This window comes from Hymenobacter sp. HSC-4F20, from assembly GCF_019599275.1.
Lineage (GTDB): Bacteria > Bacteroidota > Bacteroidia > Cytophagales > Hymenobacteraceae > Hymenobacter.
The window spans coordinates 283,926-306,705 of record NZ_JAHZTD010000003.1; the positions used below are offsets into that span (position 1 = coordinate 283,926).

Annotated in this window: 21 protein-coding genes and 1 tRNA gene; 11 read left to right on the forward strand and 11 right to left on the reverse strand. The window is 56.9% G+C overall.

Annotated elements, in window-relative coordinates:
• Positions 1 to 121 precede the first annotated feature (121 nt).
• Both rpsT and K3G63_RS17230 read right to left on the reverse strand, forming a co-directional pair.
• On the reverse strand, positions 122 to 379 hold the full coding sequence (gene rpsT / locus K3G63_RS17225; protein WP_088843362.1) for a 30S ribosomal protein S20: 258 nt from the start codon (positions 377 to 379) through the stop codon (positions 122 to 124).
• A gap of 202 nt (positions 380 to 581) precedes the next feature.
• Positions 582 to 1,322, reverse strand: coding sequence for a DUF4142 domain-containing protein (locus tag K3G63_RS17230; RefSeq protein WP_220615364.1), 741 nt, complete (start codon positions 1,320 to 1,322; stop codon positions 582 to 584).
• 295 nt (positions 1,323 to 1,617) lie between these two features.
• Here K3G63_RS17230 and K3G63_RS17235 point away from each other — a divergent pair, with 295 nt between their 5' ends.
• Positions 1,618 to 2,604 (forward strand): YheT family hydrolase, encoded by a 987-nt coding sequence (locus tag K3G63_RS17235; protein WP_220615365.1) that lies wholly within the window; start codon positions 1,618 to 1,620, stop codon positions 2,602 to 2,604.
• Between the two features lie 121 nt (positions 2,605 to 2,725).
• Here the strand turns inward: K3G63_RS17235 and rsmG are convergent, their stop codons facing one another.
• From rsmG to K3G63_RS17250, 3 genes are all read right to left on the reverse strand, one after another.
• Positions 2,726 to 3,364, reverse strand: coding sequence for a 16S rRNA (guanine(527)-N(7))-methyltransferase RsmG (gene rsmG / locus K3G63_RS17240; protein WP_220615366.1), 639 nt, complete (start codon positions 3,362 to 3,364; stop codon positions 2,726 to 2,728).
• A gap of 342 nt (positions 3,365 to 3,706) precedes the next feature.
• Entirely contained in the window at positions 3,707 to 4,324 is a 618-nt protein-coding gene (locus K3G63_RS17245) for an RNA polymerase sigma factor (RefSeq protein ID WP_188558823.1), read from the reverse strand.
• Positions 4,315 to 5,436, reverse strand: a complete 1,122-nt coding sequence (locus K3G63_RS17250; RefSeq protein WP_220615367.1) for a glycosyltransferase — start codon at positions 5,434 to 5,436, stop codon at positions 4,315 to 4,317. The genes K3G63_RS17245 and K3G63_RS17250 overlap by 10 nt, the downstream gene beginning before the upstream one ends.
• A gap of 168 nt (positions 5,437 to 5,604) precedes the next feature.
• Between K3G63_RS17250 and tgt the strand changes: the two genes are divergently transcribed.
• From tgt to K3G63_RS17265, 3 genes are all read left to right on the forward strand, one after another.
• Positions 5,605 to 6,735, forward strand: coding sequence for a tRNA guanosine(34) transglycosylase Tgt (gene tgt, locus K3G63_RS17255; RefSeq protein ID WP_220615368.1), 1,131 nt, complete (start codon positions 5,605 to 5,607; stop codon positions 6,733 to 6,735).
• A 117-nt stretch (positions 6,736 to 6,852) separates the two neighbouring features.
• Complete coding sequence (locus K3G63_RS17260) at positions 6,853 to 7,929, forward strand: LptF/LptG family permease (protein WP_220615369.1); 1,077 nt, start codon at positions 6,853 to 6,855, stop codon at positions 7,927 to 7,929.
• Positions 7,930 to 8,035: 106 nt separating this feature from the next.
• The gene (locus tag K3G63_RS17265; RefSeq protein ID WP_220615370.1) at positions 8,036 to 8,971 is read left to right on the forward strand and encodes a DMT family transporter; all 936 of its coding nucleotides are present in this window, start codon (positions 8,036 to 8,038) and stop codon (positions 8,969 to 8,971) included.
• A gap of 82 nt (positions 8,972 to 9,053) precedes the next feature.
• On the opposite strand, the gene ispE is transcribed toward K3G63_RS17265, so the two are convergent.
• Positions 9,054 to 9,866 (reverse strand): 4-(cytidine 5'-diphospho)-2-C-methyl-D-erythritol kinase, encoded by an 813-nt coding sequence (gene ispE / locus K3G63_RS17270; protein ID WP_220615371.1) that lies wholly within the window; start codon positions 9,864 to 9,866, stop codon positions 9,054 to 9,056.
• A gap of 49 nt (positions 9,867 to 9,915) precedes the next feature.
• Between ispE and K3G63_RS17275 the strand changes: the two genes are divergently transcribed.
• The 3 genes from K3G63_RS17275 to K3G63_RS17285 all read left to right on the forward strand — a co-directional run bounded on the left by K3G63_RS17275 (position 9,916) and on the right by K3G63_RS17285 (position 12,526).
• Positions 9,916 to 10,596 carry a sugar transferase gene (locus K3G63_RS17275; protein ID WP_310794606.1) on the forward strand — a complete coding sequence of 227 codons (681 nt, stop codon included), beginning with the start codon at positions 9,916 to 9,918 and terminating at the stop codon, positions 10,594 to 10,596.
• Positions 10,593 to 11,285 (forward strand): NeuD/PglB/VioB family sugar acetyltransferase, encoded by a 693-nt coding sequence (locus tag K3G63_RS17280; protein WP_220615372.1) that lies wholly within the window; start codon positions 10,593 to 10,595, stop codon positions 11,283 to 11,285. The genes K3G63_RS17275 and K3G63_RS17280 overlap by 4 nt, the downstream gene beginning before the upstream one ends.
• Before the next feature lie 101 nt (positions 11,286 to 11,386).
• Complete coding sequence (locus K3G63_RS17285; RefSeq protein WP_220615373.1) at positions 11,387 to 12,526, forward strand: DegT/DnrJ/EryC1/StrS aminotransferase family protein; 1,140 nt, start codon at positions 11,387 to 11,389, stop codon at positions 12,524 to 12,526.
• Positions 12,527 to 12,972: 446 nt separating this feature from the next.
• On the opposite strand, the gene K3G63_RS17290 is transcribed toward K3G63_RS17285, so the two are convergent.
• From K3G63_RS17290 to atpD, 4 genes are all read right to left on the reverse strand, one after another.
• Entirely contained in the window at positions 12,973 to 14,094 is a 1,122-nt protein-coding gene (locus K3G63_RS17290; protein WP_220615374.1) for a PLP-dependent aspartate aminotransferase family protein, read from the reverse strand.
• A 63-nt stretch (positions 14,095 to 14,157) separates the two neighbouring features.
• Positions 14,158 to 15,042 (reverse strand): lipopolysaccharide assembly protein LapB, encoded by an 885-nt coding sequence (locus K3G63_RS17295; RefSeq protein ID WP_220615375.1) that lies wholly within the window; start codon positions 15,040 to 15,042, stop codon positions 14,158 to 14,160.
• Positions 15,043 to 15,253: 211 nt separating this feature from the next.
• Entirely contained in the window at positions 15,254 to 15,493 is a 240-nt protein-coding gene (gene atpC / locus K3G63_RS17300) for an ATP synthase F1 subunit epsilon (protein WP_220615376.1), read from the reverse strand.
• Between the two features lie 81 nt (positions 15,494 to 15,574).
• Positions 15,575 to 17,080, reverse strand: coding sequence for a F0F1 ATP synthase subunit beta (atpD, locus tag K3G63_RS17305; protein WP_220615377.1), 1,506 nt, complete (start codon positions 17,078 to 17,080; stop codon positions 15,575 to 15,577).
• 266 nt (positions 17,081 to 17,346) lie between these two features.
• Between atpD and K3G63_RS17310 the strand changes: the two genes are divergently transcribed.
• The 4 genes from K3G63_RS17310 (at position 17,347) to pth (ending at position 20,251) form a co-directional block, all read left to right on the forward strand.
• Positions 17,347 to 17,419 (forward strand) — tRNA-Gln (locus tag K3G63_RS17310).
• Positions 17,420 to 17,605: 186 nt separating this feature from the next.
• Positions 17,606 to 18,535 (forward strand): ribose-phosphate pyrophosphokinase, encoded by a 930-nt coding sequence (locus tag K3G63_RS17315; RefSeq protein WP_220615378.1) that lies wholly within the window; start codon positions 17,606 to 17,608, stop codon positions 18,533 to 18,535.
• A 329-nt stretch (positions 18,536 to 18,864) separates the two neighbouring features.
• The gene (locus tag K3G63_RS17320) at positions 18,865 to 19,437 is read left to right on the forward strand and encodes a 50S ribosomal protein L25/general stress protein Ctc (protein WP_220615379.1); all 573 of its coding nucleotides are present in this window, start codon (positions 18,865 to 18,867) and stop codon (positions 19,435 to 19,437) included.
• A 247-nt stretch (positions 19,438 to 19,684) separates the two neighbouring features.
• A complete protein-coding gene (pth, locus tag K3G63_RS17325; protein WP_220615380.1) occupies positions 19,685 to 20,251 on the forward strand; it encodes an aminoacyl-tRNA hydrolase in 567 nt (188 codons plus the stop codon).
• Positions 20,252 to 20,602: 351 nt separating this feature from the next.
• On the opposite strand, the gene metG is transcribed toward pth, so the two are convergent.
• Positions 20,603 to 22,648: a methionine--tRNA ligase gene (gene metG, locus K3G63_RS17330; protein ID WP_220615381.1), complete on the reverse strand. Its 2,046-nt coding sequence runs from the start codon at positions 22,646 to 22,648 to the stop codon at positions 20,603 to 20,605.
• Positions 22,649 to 22,780: the final 132 nt, after the last annotated feature.

Genomic DNA, 22,780 nt, shown 5'->3' on the forward strand with positions numbered 1-22,780 from the left:
TTCGACGGTATTCGCCTTGGCAGTGCCGCCGGGTGGAAGGGTAGAAAACCGGTCACACGCAGCAAGGCCCCGAGCTTGCGCCCAGGGCCTTGCGTATATAGAGCAGAGTGCCGTTAACTGCTTAGGCAGCCAGCGACTTCACGAACTTAGCCAGCTTCGACTTGTTGTTAGCGGCTTTGTTCTTGTGAATGATGTTCTTCTTGGCCAGACGGTCCAGCATCGACGAAACTTTCTGCAGCAGCTCCTGAGCGGCCGAAGCGTCGGTGGTAGCACGCAGCTTCTTGATAGCCGTGCGAGTAGATTTAGCCTGGTAACGGTTCAGCACGCGCTTAGCTTCGTTGGAACGGATGCGCTTGAGGGCCGACTTATGATTTGCCATGGGGGTTGAAATATGGTCTTCTGCTCGAAATCAATTCAATTGGGGAGTGCAAAGGTAAGGCTTTGCTCGGAAATAGCAAATAGTGTGTCAGGAATTGACCCAGCATTCTGCCCTACCTCTGGCCCGGCTTACAAGCAGCGGAGCACCGCAGAAGGGACTGCGGTGCTCCGTTTACAGCGTGCTTTGTTGGGCCGTCGCCACTTTAATCTACCTTTTTCTCGATTTCATTCGCCATTTTTTCGTGGGAGCGAAGCATTGGCAGCGTTTTCGTAGCAAATGATTTCACGGTAGGCGTTTCTGCCGCATTGCTTTTCACCTCAAACATGGCAATATCCATCTTGTGGGCCGTTTCCATAGCGTCCATGTAGCCTTCGTCAAACGCCTTGCCCGACTTGTTCATCAACTTGTCGGCCATGGCCTGGTGCACGGGCATCATGGTTTGGGGTAGGGTGACGCCGAGCGGCGTGGCTACCGTTTTCAGTTCCTGGGTAGCCTTGGTGTGGTGGTCGACCATCATCTGGCCAAATCTTTTCACATCAGCATTCGTTGATTTCTGGGCTGCCATCTGCCCTAGCTGAATTTCCAGCAGGTTGCTGCTGGCGGCATTCATCAGGAATACCGGGTCTTGCATGGTGGCAAACGTAGCCATGAAGGCTGTCATATCCGATGCACTGCCCGTACCCATGGTAGCGCTGCTGCCTCCCGAGCCACCAGTTGCTGCCGCGCTGCTGGAGCCCGCGTCTCCCATGCTGCCCGAGGAGCTGGTATTTGTGCCGGTAGCAGCGGTACCGCTGGCCGAACTCATGTCGGAGCTCATCTGGCCGTTCATACTGCTCCCGGAGGTAGTGCCGGTACTGGTTCCGGTGTTGGTGCTGCTACAGGCCGTGCCGAGCACGAAAGAGCTAGCTGCCAGGAAAAGAGAAAATGCGTGAGTCGTTTTCATAGGAAAGAAGTTTAGTAATACGAATACCTCCATACGTTTTTTCACCGGCCAGGTCAACGCCGCCGGCTACTTTGACAAGATTTTACTAACGAGGCCCACTACCGTTGAGCTACTGATTATAAGCCACTTACACAATAAGCATACAAGGTAACGCCCTGTCCACGCAAACGCTAAGCACTGAAAAGCTGCTGAAGAGCAGCAAGCAGCAACTTCCCCGAACTAGGTATGCATGCCTACTTGTTTTCTACGTACATTTAACTAACTGAACAAGCCTTTCACGCCAGCTTGTCGTCTTATGCCCCTCGTCCCGCACTCCCCTTATCAGCCACCGTTCTACCTCTTCAACGGCCACCTGCAAACTATTGTCCCTAGCCTGTGGCGCTCCGTGCCGGAAGTTCGCTACCAGCGCGAGCGGGTAGAAACGAAGGATGGCGATTTTCTGGACCTGGACTGGTCGCGGCAACCGGCCGACCAGCCGACGGACACGCTGGGCATCGTATCGCACGGCTTGGAGGGCGACGCCGGCCGGCCCTACGTGCGCGGCATGGTGCGGGCTCTCAACCGCGCCGGTATGGATGCCCTCGCCTGGAACTACCGCAGCTGCAGCGGTGAAATGAACCGGCTGCTTCGCTCCTACCACCTCGGCGATACTGACGACCTAGACTTTGTGGTGCGCTACGCCCTGGGCACTGCCCGTTACCGCCGCGTATTTCTCACGGGGTTTTCGGCCGGCGGCAACGTGACGCTGAAATACCTGGGTGAAAACCCGGACCGGGTACCTCTCCAGGTGCAACGGGCGGCCGTATTCTCGGTACCCACCGATCTGAAGTCCAGCTCCTACCACATTGCCCGACCAGAAAACCGTATCTACCTCAAGCGCTTCCTGAAAACCCTGCGGGCCAAAATCCGGCAGAAAGCGGCCCTGCTGCCCGGGCAGGTAGACCTCACCGACCTCGACCAGCTGCAGGACTTTCCGCAGTTCGATGACCGGTACACGGCCCCCATGCACGGATTTACCTCGGCCGATGAGTACTACGAGCACGCCAGCTCCGGCCGCTACCTCAGCGGCATCCGGGTACCCACGCTGCTGGTCAACGCCCAGAACGACCCGTTCCTGCCTCCCTCCTGCTTTCCTCGCGAAGTAGCCGCCCAAAGTAAGTACGTGTACCTGGAAACGCCTTCTGCTGGTGGTCATGTAGGCTTTGGCGAGGGCAGCCCCGACGGCGCATACTACTCCGAGCGGCGCGCCGTGGAGTTCCTGACGGCCGACAGGCCCGCGTAATACCGTGCTACCCGAGCGCACGCAACAACACTTACTGGTTTTCTCATAATTGCAAAGAAGCCCTCCTCTACTCCTCATACCGAGGTAGGGAAGGGCTTCTTTGCTGATGCTACTTGCTGCTTTAGCGCTTTTTGCTGGGACCAGCGGGCACTATCACTACCTTCTTAGTGTCAAAGAATTCTTCGCTGTAGAAGTCTTTCAGATCTATCACCTCGGCCTTCAGGCCCGACTCCTCGATTTCTTCGGCTAGGTCGCCACCTTTGAGGTAGTAAAGGCCGCTGCCGGGGGCAGCTTCGGCCAGGGGCTTGTAACGGTGCTCAATCCAGGTGTAGAAAGTAGCCAGGCGGGCGACGGCGCGGCTTACCACGTAGTCGTAGTGCGGGCGCAGCTGCTCGGCGCGGGTTTGCTCGGCCGTGACGTTGGGCAGCTGCAGGGCGCGGGCCATTTCCTGCACCGCCTTAATCTTTTTGCCGATGCTGTCCACCAAGTGAAACTGCACCTCCGGAAACAGAATAGCGAGTGGCAAACCTGGCAACCCGCCGCCCGTGCCCACATCCAGCACCGAGGAACCAGGTGCAAAGTCCACTACCTTGGCAATACCCAGAGAATGGAGGAAGTGCCGCTCGGCCAGGTTGTCGACATCGGTGCGGGCCACCAGATTCAGGCGCTCATTCCAGCCCCGGAATTCGGTTTCCAGCTGCTGAAAAAGCTGGCGCTGATGGTCGGTAAGGTGCGGGAAGTAGTGGGTGATAATCTCCATAGTAGGCGCAAAGATAGCAGCACGATGTTTGGGCTTCAGCACTACTTTCTTCTACTTACTGGCCGTAAATCTACGCCAGCTCTCAGCTCCCAATCTGTTTGAAGCTTCCGCTGATAACCGAGCAGTCAGGACCTGTGACGAATGCACGGGCCTGTTTTCTGCTGGCTCCGCTGTAGTGCTTGGGCTACGCGCTGAGTGCGCTTATCATCAATATGCTCTATCCAAACTGTGAGCATAGGGTTGAAAATGGCAGAGGTGTGAACTGCTGCTGGGATGGGGGCACAACCTATTTCACAGAAAGCCTGAAATGAAAAAGCCCCGACTTGCATCGGGGCTTTTTCGCTAGATGATTTCCTTTTTGTTTTTCACCATGTCGTAGAGCAGTTCGCGGGCGCGGTGCAGCTGGGCTTTCACGGTGCCGAGCGGGGCTTTCAATTCCTGGGCAATTTCCTCGTAGCTCAGCTCATCGAAGTAGCGCAGAGTTACTAGGCGCTGATATTTCTCGGGCAGCCGGGACACCACGTGCTGCATGATTTCGATTTTCTGATTTTTGATGGCCGACTCCTGCGGGTTCAGGTTCTGGTCGCGGAAGTCGATGGTGATTTCGTCGCCGTTGTCAATCTTGATGGCCGAATCGATGGACATCGTCTTGATTTTATTCTTGCGAATAAAGTCGATGCAGTTGTTGGTGGCAATGCGGAACAGCCAGGTGCTGAAGGCAAACTCCGGGTTGAACTTGTGCAGGTTCCGGAAGGCTTTGGCGAAGGCTTCGATAGTGAGGTCCTCCGCATCGTCGGGGTTGCGCACCATCTTTAGCACGACGTGGTACACCGGCTTCTTGTAGATCTGCATCAGCTCGGCGTAAGCTTTTTCGTCGCTCTGCTCAACGGCGGCCCGAATCAGCTTGAAGTCGTGCTTGGCTTTGGCGGAGAACTGTTTTTCCTGATTGTTTACTTCCATCGGAGGGTGCGGTAGAGGAACAGCGACATTCCCAGAGCGAGATAATAAAAAAAATACACAGCGTCGAGGACGGGCAGCCACGCAACCGGCAGCCGGTCCTCGAGCCGACGGCCGAGTTGGTAGTACACGGCCGTCATAGCCACGGTGCGCACCAGCCACACCACAGCCAAAGGTACCCAATCGGGCCGGGAAAACAGCAAGCCGACTGCCATGCTGTGGAATAGCAAATTTACGCCAATAAATGTTCCAATCCGAAGACGATCGGCAAGCCGGTATTGCCGGCCGGCGGAGAGATGCCGCCGCTTTTGGCACCACCAGGCTTCCCAGGTCTGGGCTGGTTCACTTAGGGTATGGGCCCCGGCATCGGCTACTACCGCTACCCGGGCGCCCCGGGCCACGGCATCCTGCACCAGCAGGTCGTCGTCGCCGGAAAGGCTGCGGATATGGGAAGCGAAACCTTTGGTCAGCTGAAAGACCTGCCGGGTGTACCCGAGGTTGCGCCCTACCCCCATATAGGGGTAGCCGCGCCACGCGAACGACAAATACTGTGCCCCGGTCAGGAAGGTTTCAAACCGGATGAGCTTATTTAGAAAGCCGTTTTCCTCGGCGTAAGCCGAATATCCCAGCACCACATCGGCCGGCTTACTAAAGCCACGCTGCATATACCTGAGCCACTGATTGGTGACCGGAATACAATCGGCATCGGTGAACAGCATCCGCTCGTGGCGGGCCGTTTTAATGCCCAGGGTCAGGGCATATTTTTTGGGTGCCAATCCGTCAGGCGTTTTGTTGACGGTTACGAGCCGGACGTGGGGGTAGTACTGCGTGAGTTGCTGCACGAATAGATAGGTGTCGTCTTGGGAGCGGTCATCAATGACGACCAACTCAAAGCCGGCGGGGTAGTCTTGTTGCAGCAATAGGGGTAGCAACCGCCGCAGGTTTTCCAACTCGTTGTGAGCACACACCAGGATGGAAACCGGCTCGGTATCGGGGCCATCGGCGGCTTCGGAAGGCCGGCGGGCAAAGGGCAGAAAGTAGTAGGCCGCGTAGAAAAGCTGCCCCAGCACGCAGGCCAGCAGCAGCCACAGGGCCGGAGAAAGATGGAAAGGCAAAGCAGAGCAGGTAGTTCAGGCGGTAAAAGTAGGCATTCGGGGTAGGCCGAGTACCTTTGCAGGAAGAAGCTGGGAGCGGGAAGGTAGAAGTACGTAGCCACTGAAAATGTTGGCTACGAATTTCTGGCATCTCACTTTCAGCTTCTCGCTCTAGCTTCTATTTGCAGAATGACCTTCGACCTCGTAGCCAACGACCCGCATACCAAAGCCCGCGCCGGCATAGTCCACACCGACCACGGGGCTATTGAAACGCCCATTTTCATGCCCGTGGGCACGGCCGGCACCGTGAAAGCCGTGCAGCAGCGCGACCTCAAGGACGACGTGCAGGCCCAGATTATCCTCGGCAATACCTACCACCTCTACCTGCGCCCCGGCCTGGAGGTGCTCAGCAAAGCCGGGGGCCTGCATAAGTTCAACGGCTGGGACCGGCCCATTCTCACCGACTCGGGCGGGTACCAGGTGTACTCCCTTTCCGGCACCCGCAAAATCAAGGAGGAGGGCGTGAAGTTTCGCTCCCACATTGATGGCTCCCAGCACCTGTTCTCGCCGGAGGGCGTCATGGACATTCAGCGCACCATCGGGGCCGACATCATCATGGCTTTCGACGAGTGCACGCCCTGGCCCTGCGAGTACAGCTACGCCGCCCGGTCCCTGGACATGACCCACCGCTGGCTGAAGCGCTGCATCGAGCGTTTCGACAGCACCGAGGGCCACTACGGCTACTCCCAGACGCTTTTCCCGATTGTGCAGGGTAGCACGTTCAAGGATTTGCGGGTGAAATCGGCGGAGTTTATTGCCGAGCAGGGCCGCGAGGGCAACGCCATTGGGGGCCTGAGCGTGGGTGAGCCGGCCGAACTGATGTACGAAATGACCGAACTGGTCTGCGACATTCTGCCCCGGGACAAGCCCCGCTACCTTATGGGGGTAGGCACGCCGGCCAACATCCTGGAAAACATAGCCCTGGGCGTGGATATGTTCGACTGCGTGATGCCCACCCGCAACGCCCGCAACGGCATGCTGTTCACTACGCAGGGCATTATGAACATTGCCAATAAGAAGTGGGCCGACGACTTCTCGCCGATTGATGAAGAGCTGGGCGGCTACGTCAGCACGTTTTACTCCCGCTCCTACGTGCGCCACTTGTTCCACAGCAAGGAAATGCTGGGCCCGCAGATTGCCTCCATCCACAACCTCACCTTCTACCTCTGGCTGGTGAAGCAAGCCCGCCAGCAAATTCTGGCCGGCACCTTCCGCGAGTGGAAAGAGAGGATGGTAAGACAGGTCATGACACGTTTGTAAGCCCCCATTCGTTTGTCATCCTGAGCAGCGCGAAGGACCTCTACCGCTTCGATGAGGGTAGTAAGAGTACCTCCGGTAGAGGTCCTTCGCGCTGCTCAGGATGACAGATAACACGTTATGCGCCTCCTCGATAAATACATTCTCAAAAAATTTCTCACGGCGTTTTTCTTCACGGTGGTGCTGCTCGTGTCGGTTATCTGCGTGATTGACTTCACGGAGAAAAACGACGATTTTCTCAAGCATGACCTCGGGGCCTGGCAGATTGTGTCGGAGTACTACGTGAACTTGTTTCCGTATTTCGCTAACCTGCTCTCCCCCATCACGGTGTTTATTGCGGTGGTGTTCGTGACGGCCCAGCTAGCCTCGCGCACGGAGGTAGTGGCTATGCTGGCCTCGGGCATCAGCTTTAAGCGGTTTCTGCTGCCCTACATCATGGGCAGCGCCATTCTGGGCGTCCTGACCATGGCCATGACGGGCTGGTTGATTCCTCTTGCCAACAAAACCCGGGTCCAGTTCGAGAAGGCCTACATCAAAAATCCCTACCGTTTCGATGCGCGCAACGTGCACATCAAAATCGGGCCGCAGAGCTACGCCTACATGGAAAGCTACGACAACGTGAACAACGTAGGCTACAAGTTTGCGCTGGAAACCATTGACGGGCAGCTCCTCAAGCGCCGCATGACGGCCGAGGCCATTACCTGGGACTCCACGAAGCGGGCCTGGAAGCTTACCCCGCAGCTTGTGCGCACCTTCAACGGCGAAAAGGAAACCCTGCTGAGCCTGCCCGCCCGCGACACTACCCTCAACCTCTACCCCAAGGACTTTGCCAGCACCTACCGCCTGGCCGAAACCCTGACCCTACCCGAGCTGAACCGCTACATCAATCAGAAGATAGCCCGCGGCGCCGACGACACGCAGGTGTACCTCAGCGAGAAGTATGAGCGCTACGCCTACCCTTACGCCATGTTCATCCTGACGGTGATTGGGGTGATTATGAGTGCCCGCAAGAGCCGGGCCGGGGTAGGCGGCCAGATTGCGTTGGGCTTCGTGCTGGCCTTCGTGTTTATCATCTTCGTGATTCTGAGCCGCAACCTGGCGGCCGTGGGCACGCTCTCACCGTTGCTGGCGGCCTGGGTGCCCAGCATTGTGTTTACCATTATTGGCCTGTTCCTGTACCGCGTGGTTCCACGCTAACGGTGAAATAGTGAATGAGTGAATGCGTGAATTGGGGGTTCTACTACCACTACTCGCGCCATTGGAGCAGTTACTCCACTCATTCACGCATTCACTCATTCACTCTATGCTCAAAGACTACCTCCGCCTGCATTTCATTGTGTTGCTCTGGGGCTTCACGGCCATTCTGGGGAAGCTGATTTCGGTGCCGCCGGTGGAACTGGTATTCTGGCGGACGTTGCTGGCAGCTACCGGGCTAGCCGGACTCTTGCTCGGGCGGCGCCAGCCCTGGCGTATTCCGGCGAGTGAGGCGTTGCGGCTGTTGGGCATTGGGGCACTGGTAGCAACGCACTGGATTACCTTTTTTCTCTCGGCGCGCTTGTCGTCGGTGAGTGTGAGTTTGGCGGGCATGGCCACCCTGGCCCTCTGGACCTCCCTGCTGGAGCCGCTGCTGCTGTGGCGGCGGGTGCGCTTTTATGAGGTAGGGCTGGGCCTGCTGACGATGGTAGGGCTTTACCTCGTGTCGCAGGCAGAGCTGGATCAGCTGCCGGGTTTGCTGGTAGCTATTGTATCGGCGGGGCTTTCGGCTTTGTTTAGCGTGTTCAACTCCAAGCTGGTACACCGTCATCCTCCGCTACGCCTCACGCTGTACGAAATGACGGGGGCCTGCCTGAGCATTGCGCTGTTTCTGCCCATCTATGGCCGCTATTTCACCGAAGGTCGTGGCGTGCAGCTGAGCCTCTCGGGTTTCGACTGGCTATGGCTGCTTATCCTGGCGGGCGTGTGCACCGTGTACGCCTTTTCCGCCTCCGTGGAGCTGATGAAGCGGATTTCAGCCTTCGTAGTAAACCTGACCATCAACTTGGAGCCGGTTTATGGTATCATTCTGGCCGTGCTCATGTACACGTTTCATATTCCGGGCTTCGGGCAGGAAAAGCTTTCCACCGGTTTCTACCTGGGCACCTTCATCATCCTGCTCAGCGTGCTGATTCACCCCATCCTCGACCAGTGGAACCGCCGGCGCATTCGCCAGAAGGAAGCCGCCGACTTGCTGGTAGGATAACTGGTGGAATAGTGATTAGGTGAACAGGTGAGGTAGATAACCTCAAGAGCAGAGTTACCCCAGGCAGTACATACTTTCTCTCCTACAGCTTTCCGTCCCAGATCTGGTACTCTGCGGGCAACCCTAAATGCGGGGGCTGCTCGTGGCCCGGAAACAGGCCATATACCGCCGAGCCGGAACCCGACAAGCTAGCGTAGGCAGCCCCGGCCGCGTAAAGTGCTTGCTTTATTTCGCCCAGTACCGGGTAGTGTGGCGTTAAGGCCTCCTCGAAGTCGTTACTGACGGTGTGTCGCCAGCTTTCCAGAGGTTGGGCCAGCGCCGTGCGCAGGTCGTGGCGCGGAGTGCGAGGCTGCACGCGGGAGTAGGCCTCAGCGGTGCTAATGTGCAAGCCGGGGTAAATAACCTTGCAGGCAGTGCCCGTGAGGTCCAGGCTGATGTCTTCGAAAACGTCGCCCTTCTCGTAGGCAAAAACGGGTTGGTTGCGAATAAAGAAAGCACAGTCCGCGCCCAGCCGGCGAGCATAGCTTTGCAGGGTTTCGGGGGGTAGGCCTAGTTGAAAAAGATCATGTAAAGCCCGCAGGGCAAATGCTGCGTCGCCAGAGCCTCCGCCTAAGCCAGCACCAATAGGCACCACTTTGTGCAGATGCAGGTGCACCGGCGGCAGGTTAAAATCGGCCTTGAGGAGCTGGTACGCCCGCAGACACAAGTTTGTAGTCGGCTCGCCGGGGATAGGAATGCCGCTGAGGCCCAGAGTGGTTTCGGCGGCTGGCAGCACCTCCAAGGCATCGGTCCAGGGCAAGGGAATAAACACCGATTCGAGGTTGCGGAAGCCATCGGGGCGCTGGCCGGTGATGTAGAGGCCAAGGTTGAGCTTGGCGTTGGGGAAAACGAGCATACAAAGCGCAGATTGGACCGCAAGCTAACCGCTCCAACGGCGAAGTCAAATGCCCACTACATTTCGCCGTATTTTTGACGCTATGTGCGCCGTTGTAACTTCCTGGTACGCCCGCCGCGGCAAACGTCTGCTTGATGTAGCCGTGGCCGCGCCCTTGCTTCTGCTTTCGGTGCCGTTGCTCCTACCCCTGGCGGCGGCACTAGCCGTTCAGAATGGCGGAGCCTGGTTGTTTCGGCAGCAACGGCCAGGCTTACACGGTAAGTTGTTTACCTTCTACAAGCTTCAAACCATGACCTCCCGGCACGACGCTCAGGGTCACCTCCTACCCGATGCCGAGCGGCTACCCCGCTTGGGCCGCTGGGTGCGCGCCTCTTCCCTCGACGAGTTGCCCCAACTCTGGAACGTACTCCGGGGCGACTTAAGCTTGGTAGGGCCACGTCCGTTACTGGAGCAATACCTACCCTTGTACTCGCCGGAGCAGGCCCGCCGCCACGATGTACGCCCCGGTATTACGGGCTGGGCCCAGGTAAATGGCCGCAATGCCATCAGTTGGGAGCAGAAGTTTGTGCTGGATGTGTGGTACGCCGACCACCTCTCCTTTGGGCTGGATATGCGCATCTTGTGGCGCACGCTAAGCCGGGTGCTCGGCGCCCACGGAATTTCAGCTCCTGGTCAAGCCACCACTACCGCATTCACGGGCACTCCTCCCTCTAACCTGCCGACTGCATGACTACATCCTCTACGGTACCTGGTGCTGCTACCTTACTGCCCCAACTGGTTATCGTTGGGGCGGGCGGGCTGGGCCGCGAAGTGCTGGTGCTGGCCCGGCAGATCAACGAAGCCCACCCGACCTGGGAATTAGCCGGCTTTTACGATGACCGCGCGCCGGTTACCCCTTCCGTCCACGGCCTTCCCTACCTCGGCACCATTGCCAGCCTCAATGAGCAGCCCGAGGCGCTGCACGTGGTAGTAGCCGTCGGCAACAGCCGCAGCCGGGCCGCCATTGTAGCGCGGCTCTCCTCACCACAACTCACCTTTGCTACCCTTGTGCATCCCAGTGTAGCCCGCGCCGACTACCAGCAGCTGCGCATTGGGGCAGGCAGCGTTATCTGTCAGGGCTGCATCCTGACGTGTGATATTACGCTGGGCCGGCACGTGCTGCTTAATCTGGCCTGCACCATTGGCCACGATGCTGTACTGGAAGATTTTTGCTCCCTGATGCCTCATGCTAACGTGGGCGGCGAAGCCTACCTCGAAGCTGGCGTGTATCTGGGTACTAATGCTACCGTCATCAATCAGGTGCGCGTCGGCGCCGGTGCCATCATCGGGGCCGGGGCCGTAGCCGTGCGCAACCTGCCGGCCCATTGCACGGCTGTGGGTGTACCGGCCCAGATAATTAAAATAAGAAATCCGAAGTAGGCACCAGGAAACCAGGAATTTGTCCGTTCTTTCCCGCTTAGTACGTGCGTTTGGCCCGTAGGTCAGCGCCTCGTTTCTCTGCTTTCACTCATCCTTCTTCAATGCGCAGCCAGGATTACGACCGACTGTACCTCTCTCCTCCCCACCTCGGCCGGCACGAATTAAACTACCTGCACAAAGCCATTGAAGACAACTGGGTGGCGCCGGTTGGTCCGAACCTGGACGGGTTTGAGCGCGACATCTGCGAGTTTACCGGTGCCCGGTACTGCGTTGCCCTTACCTCCGGCACGGCCGCTATTCATCTGGGCCTTCGCCTGCTAGGGGTGGGCCCCGGCGACGAGGTGCTCTGCCCTTCTTTCACCTTTGTAGCCACGGCTAACCCTATCTTATACGTGGGTGCTACCCCGGTTTTTGTTGACAGCGAAGCCGAAACGTGGAACCTCTGCCCCGAGCGGCTGCGCGAGGCGCTGGAGGATATGCGCCGCCACAATCGTCGGCCCAAAGCTCTCATAATCGTGCATTTATACGGCATGCCCTGCCGCCTGCGCGAAATCATGGCCGTAGCCAGGGAGTATGAGGTGCCTGTGCTAGAAGATGCCGCCGAAGCCCTGGGCAGCCGCTACGACGGCCACCCCCTCGGCACCTTCGGGGACGTTGGCGTTTTCTCATTCAATGGCAACAAAATCCTGACTACCAGCGGCGGCGGAGCCCTTATCACGAACACTGCTGAATGGGCCCAGAAAGCTCGTTTTTGGGCCACCCAAGCTCGCGATGATGCCCCTCATTATCAACACAGCGAATTAGGCTACAATTACCGCCTCAGCAATCTGCTCGCCGGGATTGGGCGAGGGCAAATGGAACTGCTGGAGGACCGCGTAAAGAAGCGCCGGGAGATTTTCGCGTGGTACCAAAAGCACTTGTCCGATATTCCGGGCCTGGTGTTCGGACCTGCGGAGCCTATGGGTGGGCGCTCTAACCGCTGGCTTACCTGCGTAACGCTTCATCCCACTGATACTACCTCTTCGCCTGAGCAGCTACGCGTTCATATGGAAAAGCACAACATCGAAAGCCGGCCGCTCTGGAAGCCGCTGCACTTGCAGCCGCTATTCGCTACGGTGCCCGTTTACGGTGGCGAAGTTTGCGAAAAACTTTTCAAGCAAGGCCTTTGCCTACCCTCCGGATCGGCCATGACGGAAGCAGATTTGCAGCGTGTGGCCGGGGTAATAAAAGCTATTCTATAACTTAATCTTGCAGCCCTGGCCTACCCCTTTTAGTACATAAAGTTCATTCGGCAGTTTATAACGCACAAAGCTTGCAGTGTGTAGTATATCACAAAATGGCTTATTCCGGCGCATAGAGGTGGTTTTATGGCGTCTTCCTTCTTAGGGCCAGCTCCCAAGTACTAAAAAATAATACCTCTTCAGTGGGTTGGCGCCTGCTCGACACGAAATTGAAGCGCCCATGTTACCCAGCCAGTTCGGGTGCGCTTTGTGCTGGACTCTCTTCGACAAAGCCTTCGGACGTGCCGGCCACATTATGTGCTACCGTATCAAAGCGGGCACTAGTGAGTTGGAAGGCCGATTTGCTCAGACTCCGGTACATAGTATTGCTATCAGACAGGAGCAGAGAGGCCCGTACTGATACCTGTCAGTAACTGTTCACCTACTGGCTTTCACTCTCCTCCACGCTACCCCAGCGCTTGCTTCAAATCAGCCAATAATTCTTCAACTGGTTCTATGCCCACCGACAACCGTACCAGGCCCGTACTGATACCTAGTTCAGCTTGCTGCTCCGGCGTGAGGTAGCGATGTGAGGTACCAAGCGGATAAGACAGAGACGAATCGACCCCCGCCAGGGACGGAGCAAAGGGAAACCGCTGGCTGCGCTGCATAAAGCGGTTAACCACTTCCACTTCATCGGCTAATAGTACAGACAACATACCACCGAACAGGCCTGCACCCTGCTCCTGGGCTAGTGCGTGCTGAGGATGGTCGGGCAAGCCCGGATAATACACCTCCCGTACAGCTGGTTGCTGACGCAAAAACTCAGCTACGGCTAGGGCATTATGGCTGTGCTCACGCACGCGCAGCCGCAACGTTTTCAGTCCACGTACCGCCAACCAGCTTTCCATGGGACTCAACGTCAGGCCATAGAACACGCTTACTTGTTTGAGCCGCGCCGCTACTTCAGGCTCTGCCGCTACCACTACCCCCGCCGTTACGTCGGAGTGGCCGGCAATGTATTTCGTGACGCTGTGCATCACCATATCGGCACCCAGTTCCAGCGGGCGGGTGAGCACCGGGGTAGCAAAGGTATTGTCTACCACCAGCTTTAGTCCGTGCTGATGGCACTCAGCAGCCAAACGGCGAAGGTCGGCTACCCGCAACAGCGGGTTACTGATAGTTTCAGCCAGCATCACCCGCGTGGTAGCCTGCACAAACTGCCCTACGTTATAAAGCTGCTCAAACGGCACATAGGTTACGGTAATGCCCAGCCGGCTGAGTTCTTGATTCAGCAACGACGACGAGCCGCCGTAAATATCTGCCGCGCACAGCACATGGTCGCCGGCCTGGCAGCAGGCGGCCAGTGCGGCAAAAATGGCGGCCATACCTGAGCCCGTAGCAATAGCCCCCACGCCGCCTTCCCATCGATTTACAGCCGCGGCCAGCTCATCGGAGTTGGGGTTGCCGTTGCGGGAGTACATATAGCGGCTGCCCGGCTCCCCAAAATACTGCTCCAATTCGGTGAGGTCTTCGAACTTGAAAACAGAAGTTTGATAAATCGGGGTGATTTTGGGGTGGATATGCATGGGTGGGGAAGTCAGGCAAAGCGGAAAAGCAAAGGTAAACTACGGCAGCGTTGCAACCGGGCACTATTTCATTTTGCGCACTTCCTTACCCAAGTCAGCAGCGGCAGGGCGCCCGGCGGGCAGCTTCTGCAATGATGCAAGGTACTGTTGAGCTTCGGTTTTACGATTCATACTGATGGCCAAGCGGGTGAGATTAGCCAGCGTTTGCCAATCGTTAGGGCGGCGGCTGTTGGCCTGCTGAAACAGAGGGTAAGCTTTATCGGGTTGCTGCTGCAGGGTGTAGTACATGCCCAAATTGAAGGGACCTAATGAGCTTTCCGGATAGTACTGGCTGATAAGCTCAGCCAGTCGTCGGGCCACTTCTGCTCCCTCGGGCGTGTCTGATTGCCAATAGGGTAGCATATACTCTTCCAAGCTTTCGGGCAGAAAAACAGCTTCTGATGCGGGTAGTGCTTTGCCTTCACTCCACCGCCAGGGCTTGCTGCTGGCTTTGTGGTCGGCTAAGGCTGCTGTCAGCACGGCTACTTCCTTGTCGGGCTCGTGGGTCATTTCGTAAGTCTTGGCCAAACCGAACCGCATATCCAGTCGGTCAGGTGCAACCTTAATACCCTCTTGTAAAGTAGCACGGGCGGCTTCGAGCAGTTGTGGCTCATAGCCCTCATTAAGCGAGCCCGCTGCTTTTCCATCTTTCTGTTGAACTGCTACCCCCCGACCCGAAGGCGGTGCCGCACTTACCACTACTCGGTACGACTTCCGAAGCAGGTAATTAAACCGAGCCACATACAAGTCAGGATTCTGAGGATCTTTTTGCTGCCAAGCGACTAGCACTTTGCGCACTTTAGCAGTATCCTGAGCCTGCATGGCCCGCCGATAGTCAATCTGAAACGTTTGAGCGAAACCCGAAATAGCAACCAGCAACAGGCCAGCCGTGACAAGAGGAATATGCATAATAACCGCTGTGATAAGCCCAGAGAAGAGGTTCTGCAAGCTACGGCAGTTGCCGAATTTTCCACTGTCTTCTAGCAGGCCGTGCCTCATTCAAAATCTGCTTCCTTTACCTTATTTTCTCATGTGAGCCAGCTTCCTTTTTCGCCATATGTAAAAAGCCCCGTGCCTGAGAGCAGACACGGGGCTTTTCACCGAATAACCTTTAAGCAGACTAGGCTGAAGCGCCTTCGGCCAGTACGATTACGTTGTTGCGCAGCACCTCCACTACCCCGCCTTCAATGGCAAAGCGAGTAGCACCGCCGTTCACCACTACCTCTCCGGCTTTCAAAGCCGAAATCAGCGGGGCATGGTTGTTCAACACTTCAAATAACCCATCAACGCCGGGAAACTGAGCCGACGCAACTTCGCCTTCAAACACCTTGCGGTCGGGCGTGATGATTTCCAGATGCATAGTTTTGGTTGTTGATTGTTAATGGCTGATTGGTGGAAGCTGAAAAGAGTAACTATCAACTTCCACCAATCAACAACCAAATTACTTGGCTTCGGCCATCAGCTTCTCGCCTTTCACTACGGCATCCTCAATAGTGCCTACCAGGTTGAAAGCCGCCTCGGGCAGGTGGTCGTACTTGCCGTCGATGATTTCGTTGAAGCCCTTGATGGTGTCTTTGATGTCCACCAGCACGCCTTTCAGGCCCGTGAACTGCTCAGCTACGTGGAAGGGCTGCGACAGGAAACGCTGCACGCGGCGGGCGCGGGTTACCGTCAGCTTGTCTTCCTCGGAGAGTTCGTCCATACCCAGGATGGCGATGATGTCCTGCAGTTCCTTATAGCGCTGCAGAATTTCTTTCACGCGCTGGGCCGTGCCGTAGTGCTCCTGACCGATAACGGACGGGTCGAGAATGCGCGAGGTGGAGTCCAGCGGGTCCACGGCGGGGTAGATACCCAGCTCGGCAATCTTACGCGACAGTACGGTGGTAGCGTCCAAGTGGGCGAAGGTCGTCGCCGGAGCCGGGTCAGTCAAGTCGTCGGCAGGTACATATACGGCCTGTACCGAGGTGATAGAACCACGCTTCGTAGAGGTAATACGCTCCTGCATGGCACCCATTTCGGTAGCCAGCGTGGGCTGGTACCCTACGGCCGAAGGCATACGGCCCAGCAGAGCCGATACTTCTGAACCAGCCTGGGTGAAGCGGAAAATGTTGTCGATGAAGAACAGAATGTCACGACCAGCACCAGTGCCGTCGCCGTCGCGGAAGCTCTCGGCAACCGTGAGGCCCGAGAGGGCTACGCGGGCACGGGCTCCGGGGGGCTCGTTCATCTGGCCGAATACGAGGGTAGCCTTCGAGTCTTTCAGGGCTTCGGCATCCACTTTCGTGAGGTCCCAGCCACCTTCTTCCATCGAGTGCTTGAAGCCTTCGCCGTACTTAATTACGTCCGACTCCAGGAATTCGCGCAGCAGGTCATTGCCTTCGCGGGTACGCTCACCCACGCCAGCAAACACCGACAGACCACCGTAGGCCTTGGCAATGTTGTTTACCAGCTCCATGATGAGTACAGTTTTGCCTACCCCGGCACCACCGAACAAACCAATTTTGCCACCCTTTACATAGGGCTCGAGCAGGTCGATTACTTTGATACCCGTAAACAGTACTTCCGACGACGTTGCGAGGTCTTCGAAAGCCGGGGCGCCGCGGTGAATCGGCAAGCCGCCGTCGCTCTTCGGTTGCTCAATGCCATCAATGGCATGACCGATAACGTTAAACAGACGACCGCGCACACCTTCGCCGGTAGGCATAGTGATGGGCGAGCCTAGGTCACGAACTTCAGCGCCGCGGGTCAGGCCCTCGGTCGAGTCCATGGCGATGGTGCGCACACGGTCTTCGCCCAGGTGCTGCTGGCACTCCAGCAGAACTTTTTGGCCGTTGTCTTTCGTGACTTCGAGGGCGTCGAGAATGTTGGGAAGCTTAGAGCTTTCACCCGCGAAGCTCACGTCCACGACGGGACCGATAACCTGGGTGATTTTGCCGGTATTCGCCATTGCTTTTTATATAAGGGGATGGGTGCAACGTTTCAGGACGCAAAAGTACGGCTTAATCCCGGCATTGCCAAGACCCCTCTAAAGCCTGCCCCGTCAACTTTTTTTTCAGCGCCTGAAGACCTGAAAATCAGCTCAAAAAGCCACGTTGCCGGGCTTTTCGGGGGTAGCCCGACGAAAAATTTTTACCCGGAAATTTGCCTTGAATAAAAGCTGCCGTACATTTGCACAACCAAACGGCATACTTACACCGGTAGCCGCCTGGAAATTGTCCGATGGTGTAACTGGCAACACGCTTGATTTTGATTCAAGAAAGTCCAGGTTCGAGCCCTGGTCGGACAACCGACAACCCAACGCGAAAGGCGCTGATTCTTCCTACCCCGGAAGAGTCAGCGCCTTTCGCTTTTTCGCCACGGATGAAACGGGTAGAAAGCGGATGGCACGGATGCAGTAACTACTCCTGTATTCGTGCCATCCGTTTTTTGCGCCATACAATCTGACTTCTATACCTTCTCCACCTTTCCTTTCATGTCACAGCAGGTAAAAATATTCGCGGGCAACGCCTCGCGCGAACTGGGCGAACAAATTGCGGCCGCCTACGGCACTCCGCTCGGCGACCTGAGCATTCAGCGCTTTGCAGACACGGAGCTAGGACCCAGCTTTAATGAAAGCATTCGGGGCTGCGCCGTGTTCCTGATTCAGAGCACCAACCCGCCCGCCGAAAACCTGATGGAGCTGGCCCTGATGGTGGACGCTGCCAAGCGCGCCTCGGCCTATAAGGTGAACATTGTGATGCCCTACATGGGCTACGCCCGCCAAGACCGCAAGGATAAGCCACGGGTAAGTATTGGAGCGAAGGTGGTAGCCAACATGATTCAGAGCGTAGGCGCCGACCGCATGATGACCTGCGACCTGCACGCCGGCCAGATTCAGGGCTTCTTTGATATTCCCGTCGACCATTTGGACGGTGCTACCGTGACGGCGCCCTATATTCAGTCGTTGAACCTGGACAACCTGATTTTCGCTTCGCCCGACGTAGGAGGAGTAGTGCGTACCCGCGCCTTTGCCAAGAAGTTCGGGGCGGAAATTGTGGTTTGCGACAAGATGCGGCTGCGGGCCAACGAAATTGCTTCTATGCAGGTTATCGGCGACGTAGCCGGCATGAACGTAGTGCTTGTGGATGACATTGTGGATACGGCCGGCACCATCTGCAAAGCCGCCGAGCTGCTGATGGAGCGCGGCGCCAAATCGGTGCGGGCCGTAATTACCCACGGCGTGCTCAGCGGCCCGGCCCACGACCGAATTCGGAATTCTGTATTGGAAGAGTTGGTGATTACCGACACCATTCCGCTCAAGCAGGAAAACCCCAAAATCAAGGTAATTTCCGTAGCCAGCTTGTTTGCGCAGGCCATTCGCAACGTGGTAACCCACGAGTCAATCAGCTCGCTGTTTATCTAGCTTCTACCTAGTAAGGTAAGCTCTTTATTACCCGGCGCTTCCTAAGTATCGTCCTTCTATAGGGCAAAGCACTGGTTGTCGGCATCCTTACATCCCGCAGGGTACTGCTTGCTAACTTGTCATCAGAGGAAGGCCATAGGCTGCTGGTTGTCCTCTTTGTCTGCGCTATAGCCATTAGCCTGACAGCTGACAGGCTAATGCTAGAGGAGCCTTCTTGCGTGCTAGGGAATCTTTGCTCTTTCCATGGCTAGTGTAAAGCAAAAATCATATCTTTGCGGCCCGTTTACCTGCTGTGGGTAAGCGTTTTTCTCTTCAAACGAACACGTTTTATGAAAAGCCTCGAGATTGTAGGGTTTAAAAGAGCGAATCTCGGTAAGAAGGATGCCAAGGCCCTGCGCCTGGAATCCTACGTACCGTGCGTACTGTACGGTGCAGGTACCCAAGTGCACTTCTCGGCTCCGGCCATCCTATTCCGCGAACTGCTGTACACCCCCGAGGTGCACATCGTGGACCTGAACATTGAAGGCGAGATGCGCCGCGCTATCGTGCAGGACGCGCAGTTCCACCCCGTGAACGAAATGCTGCTGCACGTTGACTTCCTGGAACTGCAGGAAGGCAAAGAAGTGAAAATGGACGTGCCCGTGAAGTATGTGGGTACTTCGCCTGGCGTTCAGCAAGGTGGTAAGCTGGTAAGCAAGCTGCGCAAGCTGAAAGTAAAGGCTACCCCCGAAAATCTGCCCGACTTCGTAGAGGTAAACATTTCGGACCTGGGCCTGGGCAAGTCGATTAAGGTGAACAAAGTGGAAGCCCAGGGCTACACCATCCTCACCAACCCGCTGGCTCCCATTGCTACCGTGACCATCCCGCGTGGTCTGCGTGGCACGCTGCAGGCTGACAAATAAATCACGGATTAAGACGGATTTTTCGGATTACACGGATACCGTGCCCGAGTTACTCCGTCTGCCGAAAAAAGCCGTTCTGCTTGCAGAGCGGCTTTTTTGTTGTCAGCTGCCGACTGTTAGTCAATTCCCTACCCCTCTACTGGAAGCTAAAGCCTTACGAAGCATCCGCCCCGGCAGAAGGAAGTTGAACCGCAGGCTGACAAGCGAATCCGTGTAATCCGTTCAATCCGTCTAAATCCGTGATTTTATGAAGTTCCTTGTTCTGTGCCTGGGCAACATCGGGCCGGAGTATGCCGATACGCGGCACAACGTAGGATTTATGGTAGGCGACTACCTGGCCAAGAAGTTTGAGGCTGCACCCTTTGAGTTGGGGCGCCATGCCTTCACCACCGAAATCAAGCACAAGGGCCATACGTTTGTGCTGGTAAAGCCAACTACCTACATGAACCTGAGCGGCAAAGCTGCGGCCCACTGGCTGAGTGCGCTGAAAATCCCGAAAGAGCAGCTGCTGGTAGTTACCGACGACCTGGCCCTTCCTTTTGGCAAGTTACGTCTGAAAGGCAAGGGCTCGGCCGGCGGACAAAATGGCCTCAAGCACATTCAGGAAATCCTGGGCACCGACGAGTACGCCCGCCTGCGCTTCGGCATCGACTCCAGCTTCTCGAAGGGCCGGCAGGTAGATTACGTCCTCAGCCCCTTCTCCGCCGACGAGCAGATTGATTTGGCGGCGCGCCTGGAAAAGGCAGCCGAAGCCGTGCTACTGTTTGGCACTGTAGGGCTGGAGCGGGCCATGAATGTGGTGAACGTAAAGTGAGCAGGCTTACAGGAAGTTAATCACACTCATTAGCGCTACCGCCGCACAAAATAGCAGCAGTAAGCCACGAAGGGGAGTTACCACTTGATGTCGTTCCTTGCTATTAGACCGCAACAGGTTGATGCCGCCCCATATAACTCCTACTGCTAAGCTCGGGTAGCAAAGGCCGGCAAGTATAACAGCAATAAAAGCCCCCGCATTCCTGGTGTCAAGTGGCCCGGTATTCTAAGCAGTGGCGTATACTTTAATACCGTACGGCAGAAGTTATAACCTAGCGCGTTACCAAAGCAAGCCGGCCACCAAGTTCTCAACTCGGCGGCCGGCTTGCTTTGGGGGCTTGAAGTAATAACGCTACGCTACTCCCGAACCGGGGCGCACGGAGCTGCTGGGCTGCATCAGACTCAGGGAGCCATCGGCGTTTTCGGCCATCAGGAGCATGCCCTGGCTTTGGATGCCTTTGATTTCGCGGGGGGCCAGATTGAGGAGCACCTGCACCTGCTGACCTACCAAGGCTTCGGGCAGGAAGTGCTCAGCAATACCCGAGACGATAGTGCGCGGCTCCTCGAAGCCCAGATCCACGCTGAGCTTAAGCAGCTTCTTGGTTTTAGCAACTTTCTCAGCGGCTACAATGGTCCCAATGCGCAGATCCATCTGCTGAAACTGCTCAAAGCTGATGTCGTCCTTGGCAGGGGCTGAAACGGCTGCGGCCAGTTCATTGGCTTTCTTAGTATCGAGCAGCTTCTGGACCTGCGCCTCCACAGTGGCGTCTTCAATTTTCGTGAATAGCAGCGCCGCTTCGGCCAGCTGATGCCCGGCAGCCAGGTTATTGGGCTGGCCGGCTTGCTGCCACGGGCCTTTTTCAATGGTAAGCATCTGCCCCAGCTTACCAGCCGCCGTAGGCAGGAAGGGCTCCAGCAGCGTGACGAGGCTGGCAGCCAGCTGCAGGGCCACGTGCAGCACCGTACCCGTGCGCGCCTCATCCGACTTAATCAGCTTCCAAGGCTCCATGTCGGCCAGGTACTTGTTGCCCAGGCGCGTCAGGTTCATCAGCTCGTTCAGGGCGTCGCGGAAGCGGTAATTGTCAATCAGCTCCCCGATGCGCTGTGGGAACTCCTGGAGCTGGCGCAGCACGTCCTCATCCTCAGTGGTGAAGCCCACGGCGGCGGGCACTTTGCCCTCGAAGAATTTGTGGGTGAGCACCACGGCCCGGTTCACGAAGTTACCCAGGTTGGCTACCAGCTCGTTGTTGTTGCGGGCCTGAAAATCCTTCCAGGTGAAGTCGTTGTCCTTGTTTTCGGGAGCATTGGCGCACAGCACATAGCGCAGCACATCGGCTTGGCCAGGGAAGTCCTGCAGGTACTCGTGCAGCCACACGGCCCAGTTGCGCGAGGTGCTGATCTTGTCGCCCTCCAGGTTCAGAAACTCGTTGGCGGGTACGTTGGTGGGCAGAATATAGTCGCCGTGGGCCTTGAGCATCGCCGGGAAGATGATGCAGTGGAACACGATATTATCCTTACCGATAAAGTGCACCAGCTGGGTGCCCTGGTCTTTCCAATAGGTTTCCCAGGTGTCAGGCAGCAGGTCTTTGGTAGCGGAGATGTAGCCAATGGGCGCGTCAAACCACACGTAGAGCACTTTGCCCTCGGCTCCTTCCACCGGTACGGGCACGCCCCAGTCCAGGTCGCGGGTTACGGCGCGGGGCTGCAGGCCCTGGTCGATCCAGGATTTGCACTGGCCGTACACGTTGGTTTTCCAGTCCTGCTTGTGGCCTTCCACAATCCACTCGCGCAGCCAGGGCTCGTACTGATCCAGGGGCAGGTACCAGTGTTTGGTTTCGCGGAGCACGGGCTGATTGCCCGAAAGCATGGAGCGGGGGGCAATCAGCTCCGTAGGCGAAAGAGACGTGCCGCATTTCTCGCACTGGTCGCCGTAGGCGTTGTCGTTGCCGCAGTTCGGGCAGGTACCCACGATGTAGCGGTCGGCCAGGAACTGGTCGGCTTTCTCATCATAATACTGCTGCGAGACCTGCTCGATGAACTTGCCGTCCTCGTAGAGCTTTCTGAAAAAGCCGCTGGCTACCTCGGCGTGGGTTTGGGAAGAGGTACGTGAGTAAATATCGAAGGAAATCCCAAAGTCCTGGAACGAGTCGCGGATGATGGCGTGGTACTTATCCACTACCTGCTGGGGCGTGACGCCTTCCTTCTGGGCCCGAATGGTGATGGGCACCCCGTGCTCATCAGAGCCGCAAATGAATTTTACGTCGCGCTGCTGGGCGCGCAGGTAGCGGGCGTAGATGTCGGCCGGAATGTACACCCCGGCCAGATGACCGATGTGTACCGGACCGTTGGCGTAGGGTAGGGCCGCCGTAACAGTGTAGCGTTGGGGAGTAAGGGACATATCAGAAGCGAAAAGCTACTTTTCAAATCAAGCTTGGCGCTGGCGTACCAGCCGCCGGAGCTGCAAAGGAACAGCTAAAAAAGAGGAAAGACGCGGATTGGTTTTCGGCTCGGGCCGGCAAACGTCGTATAA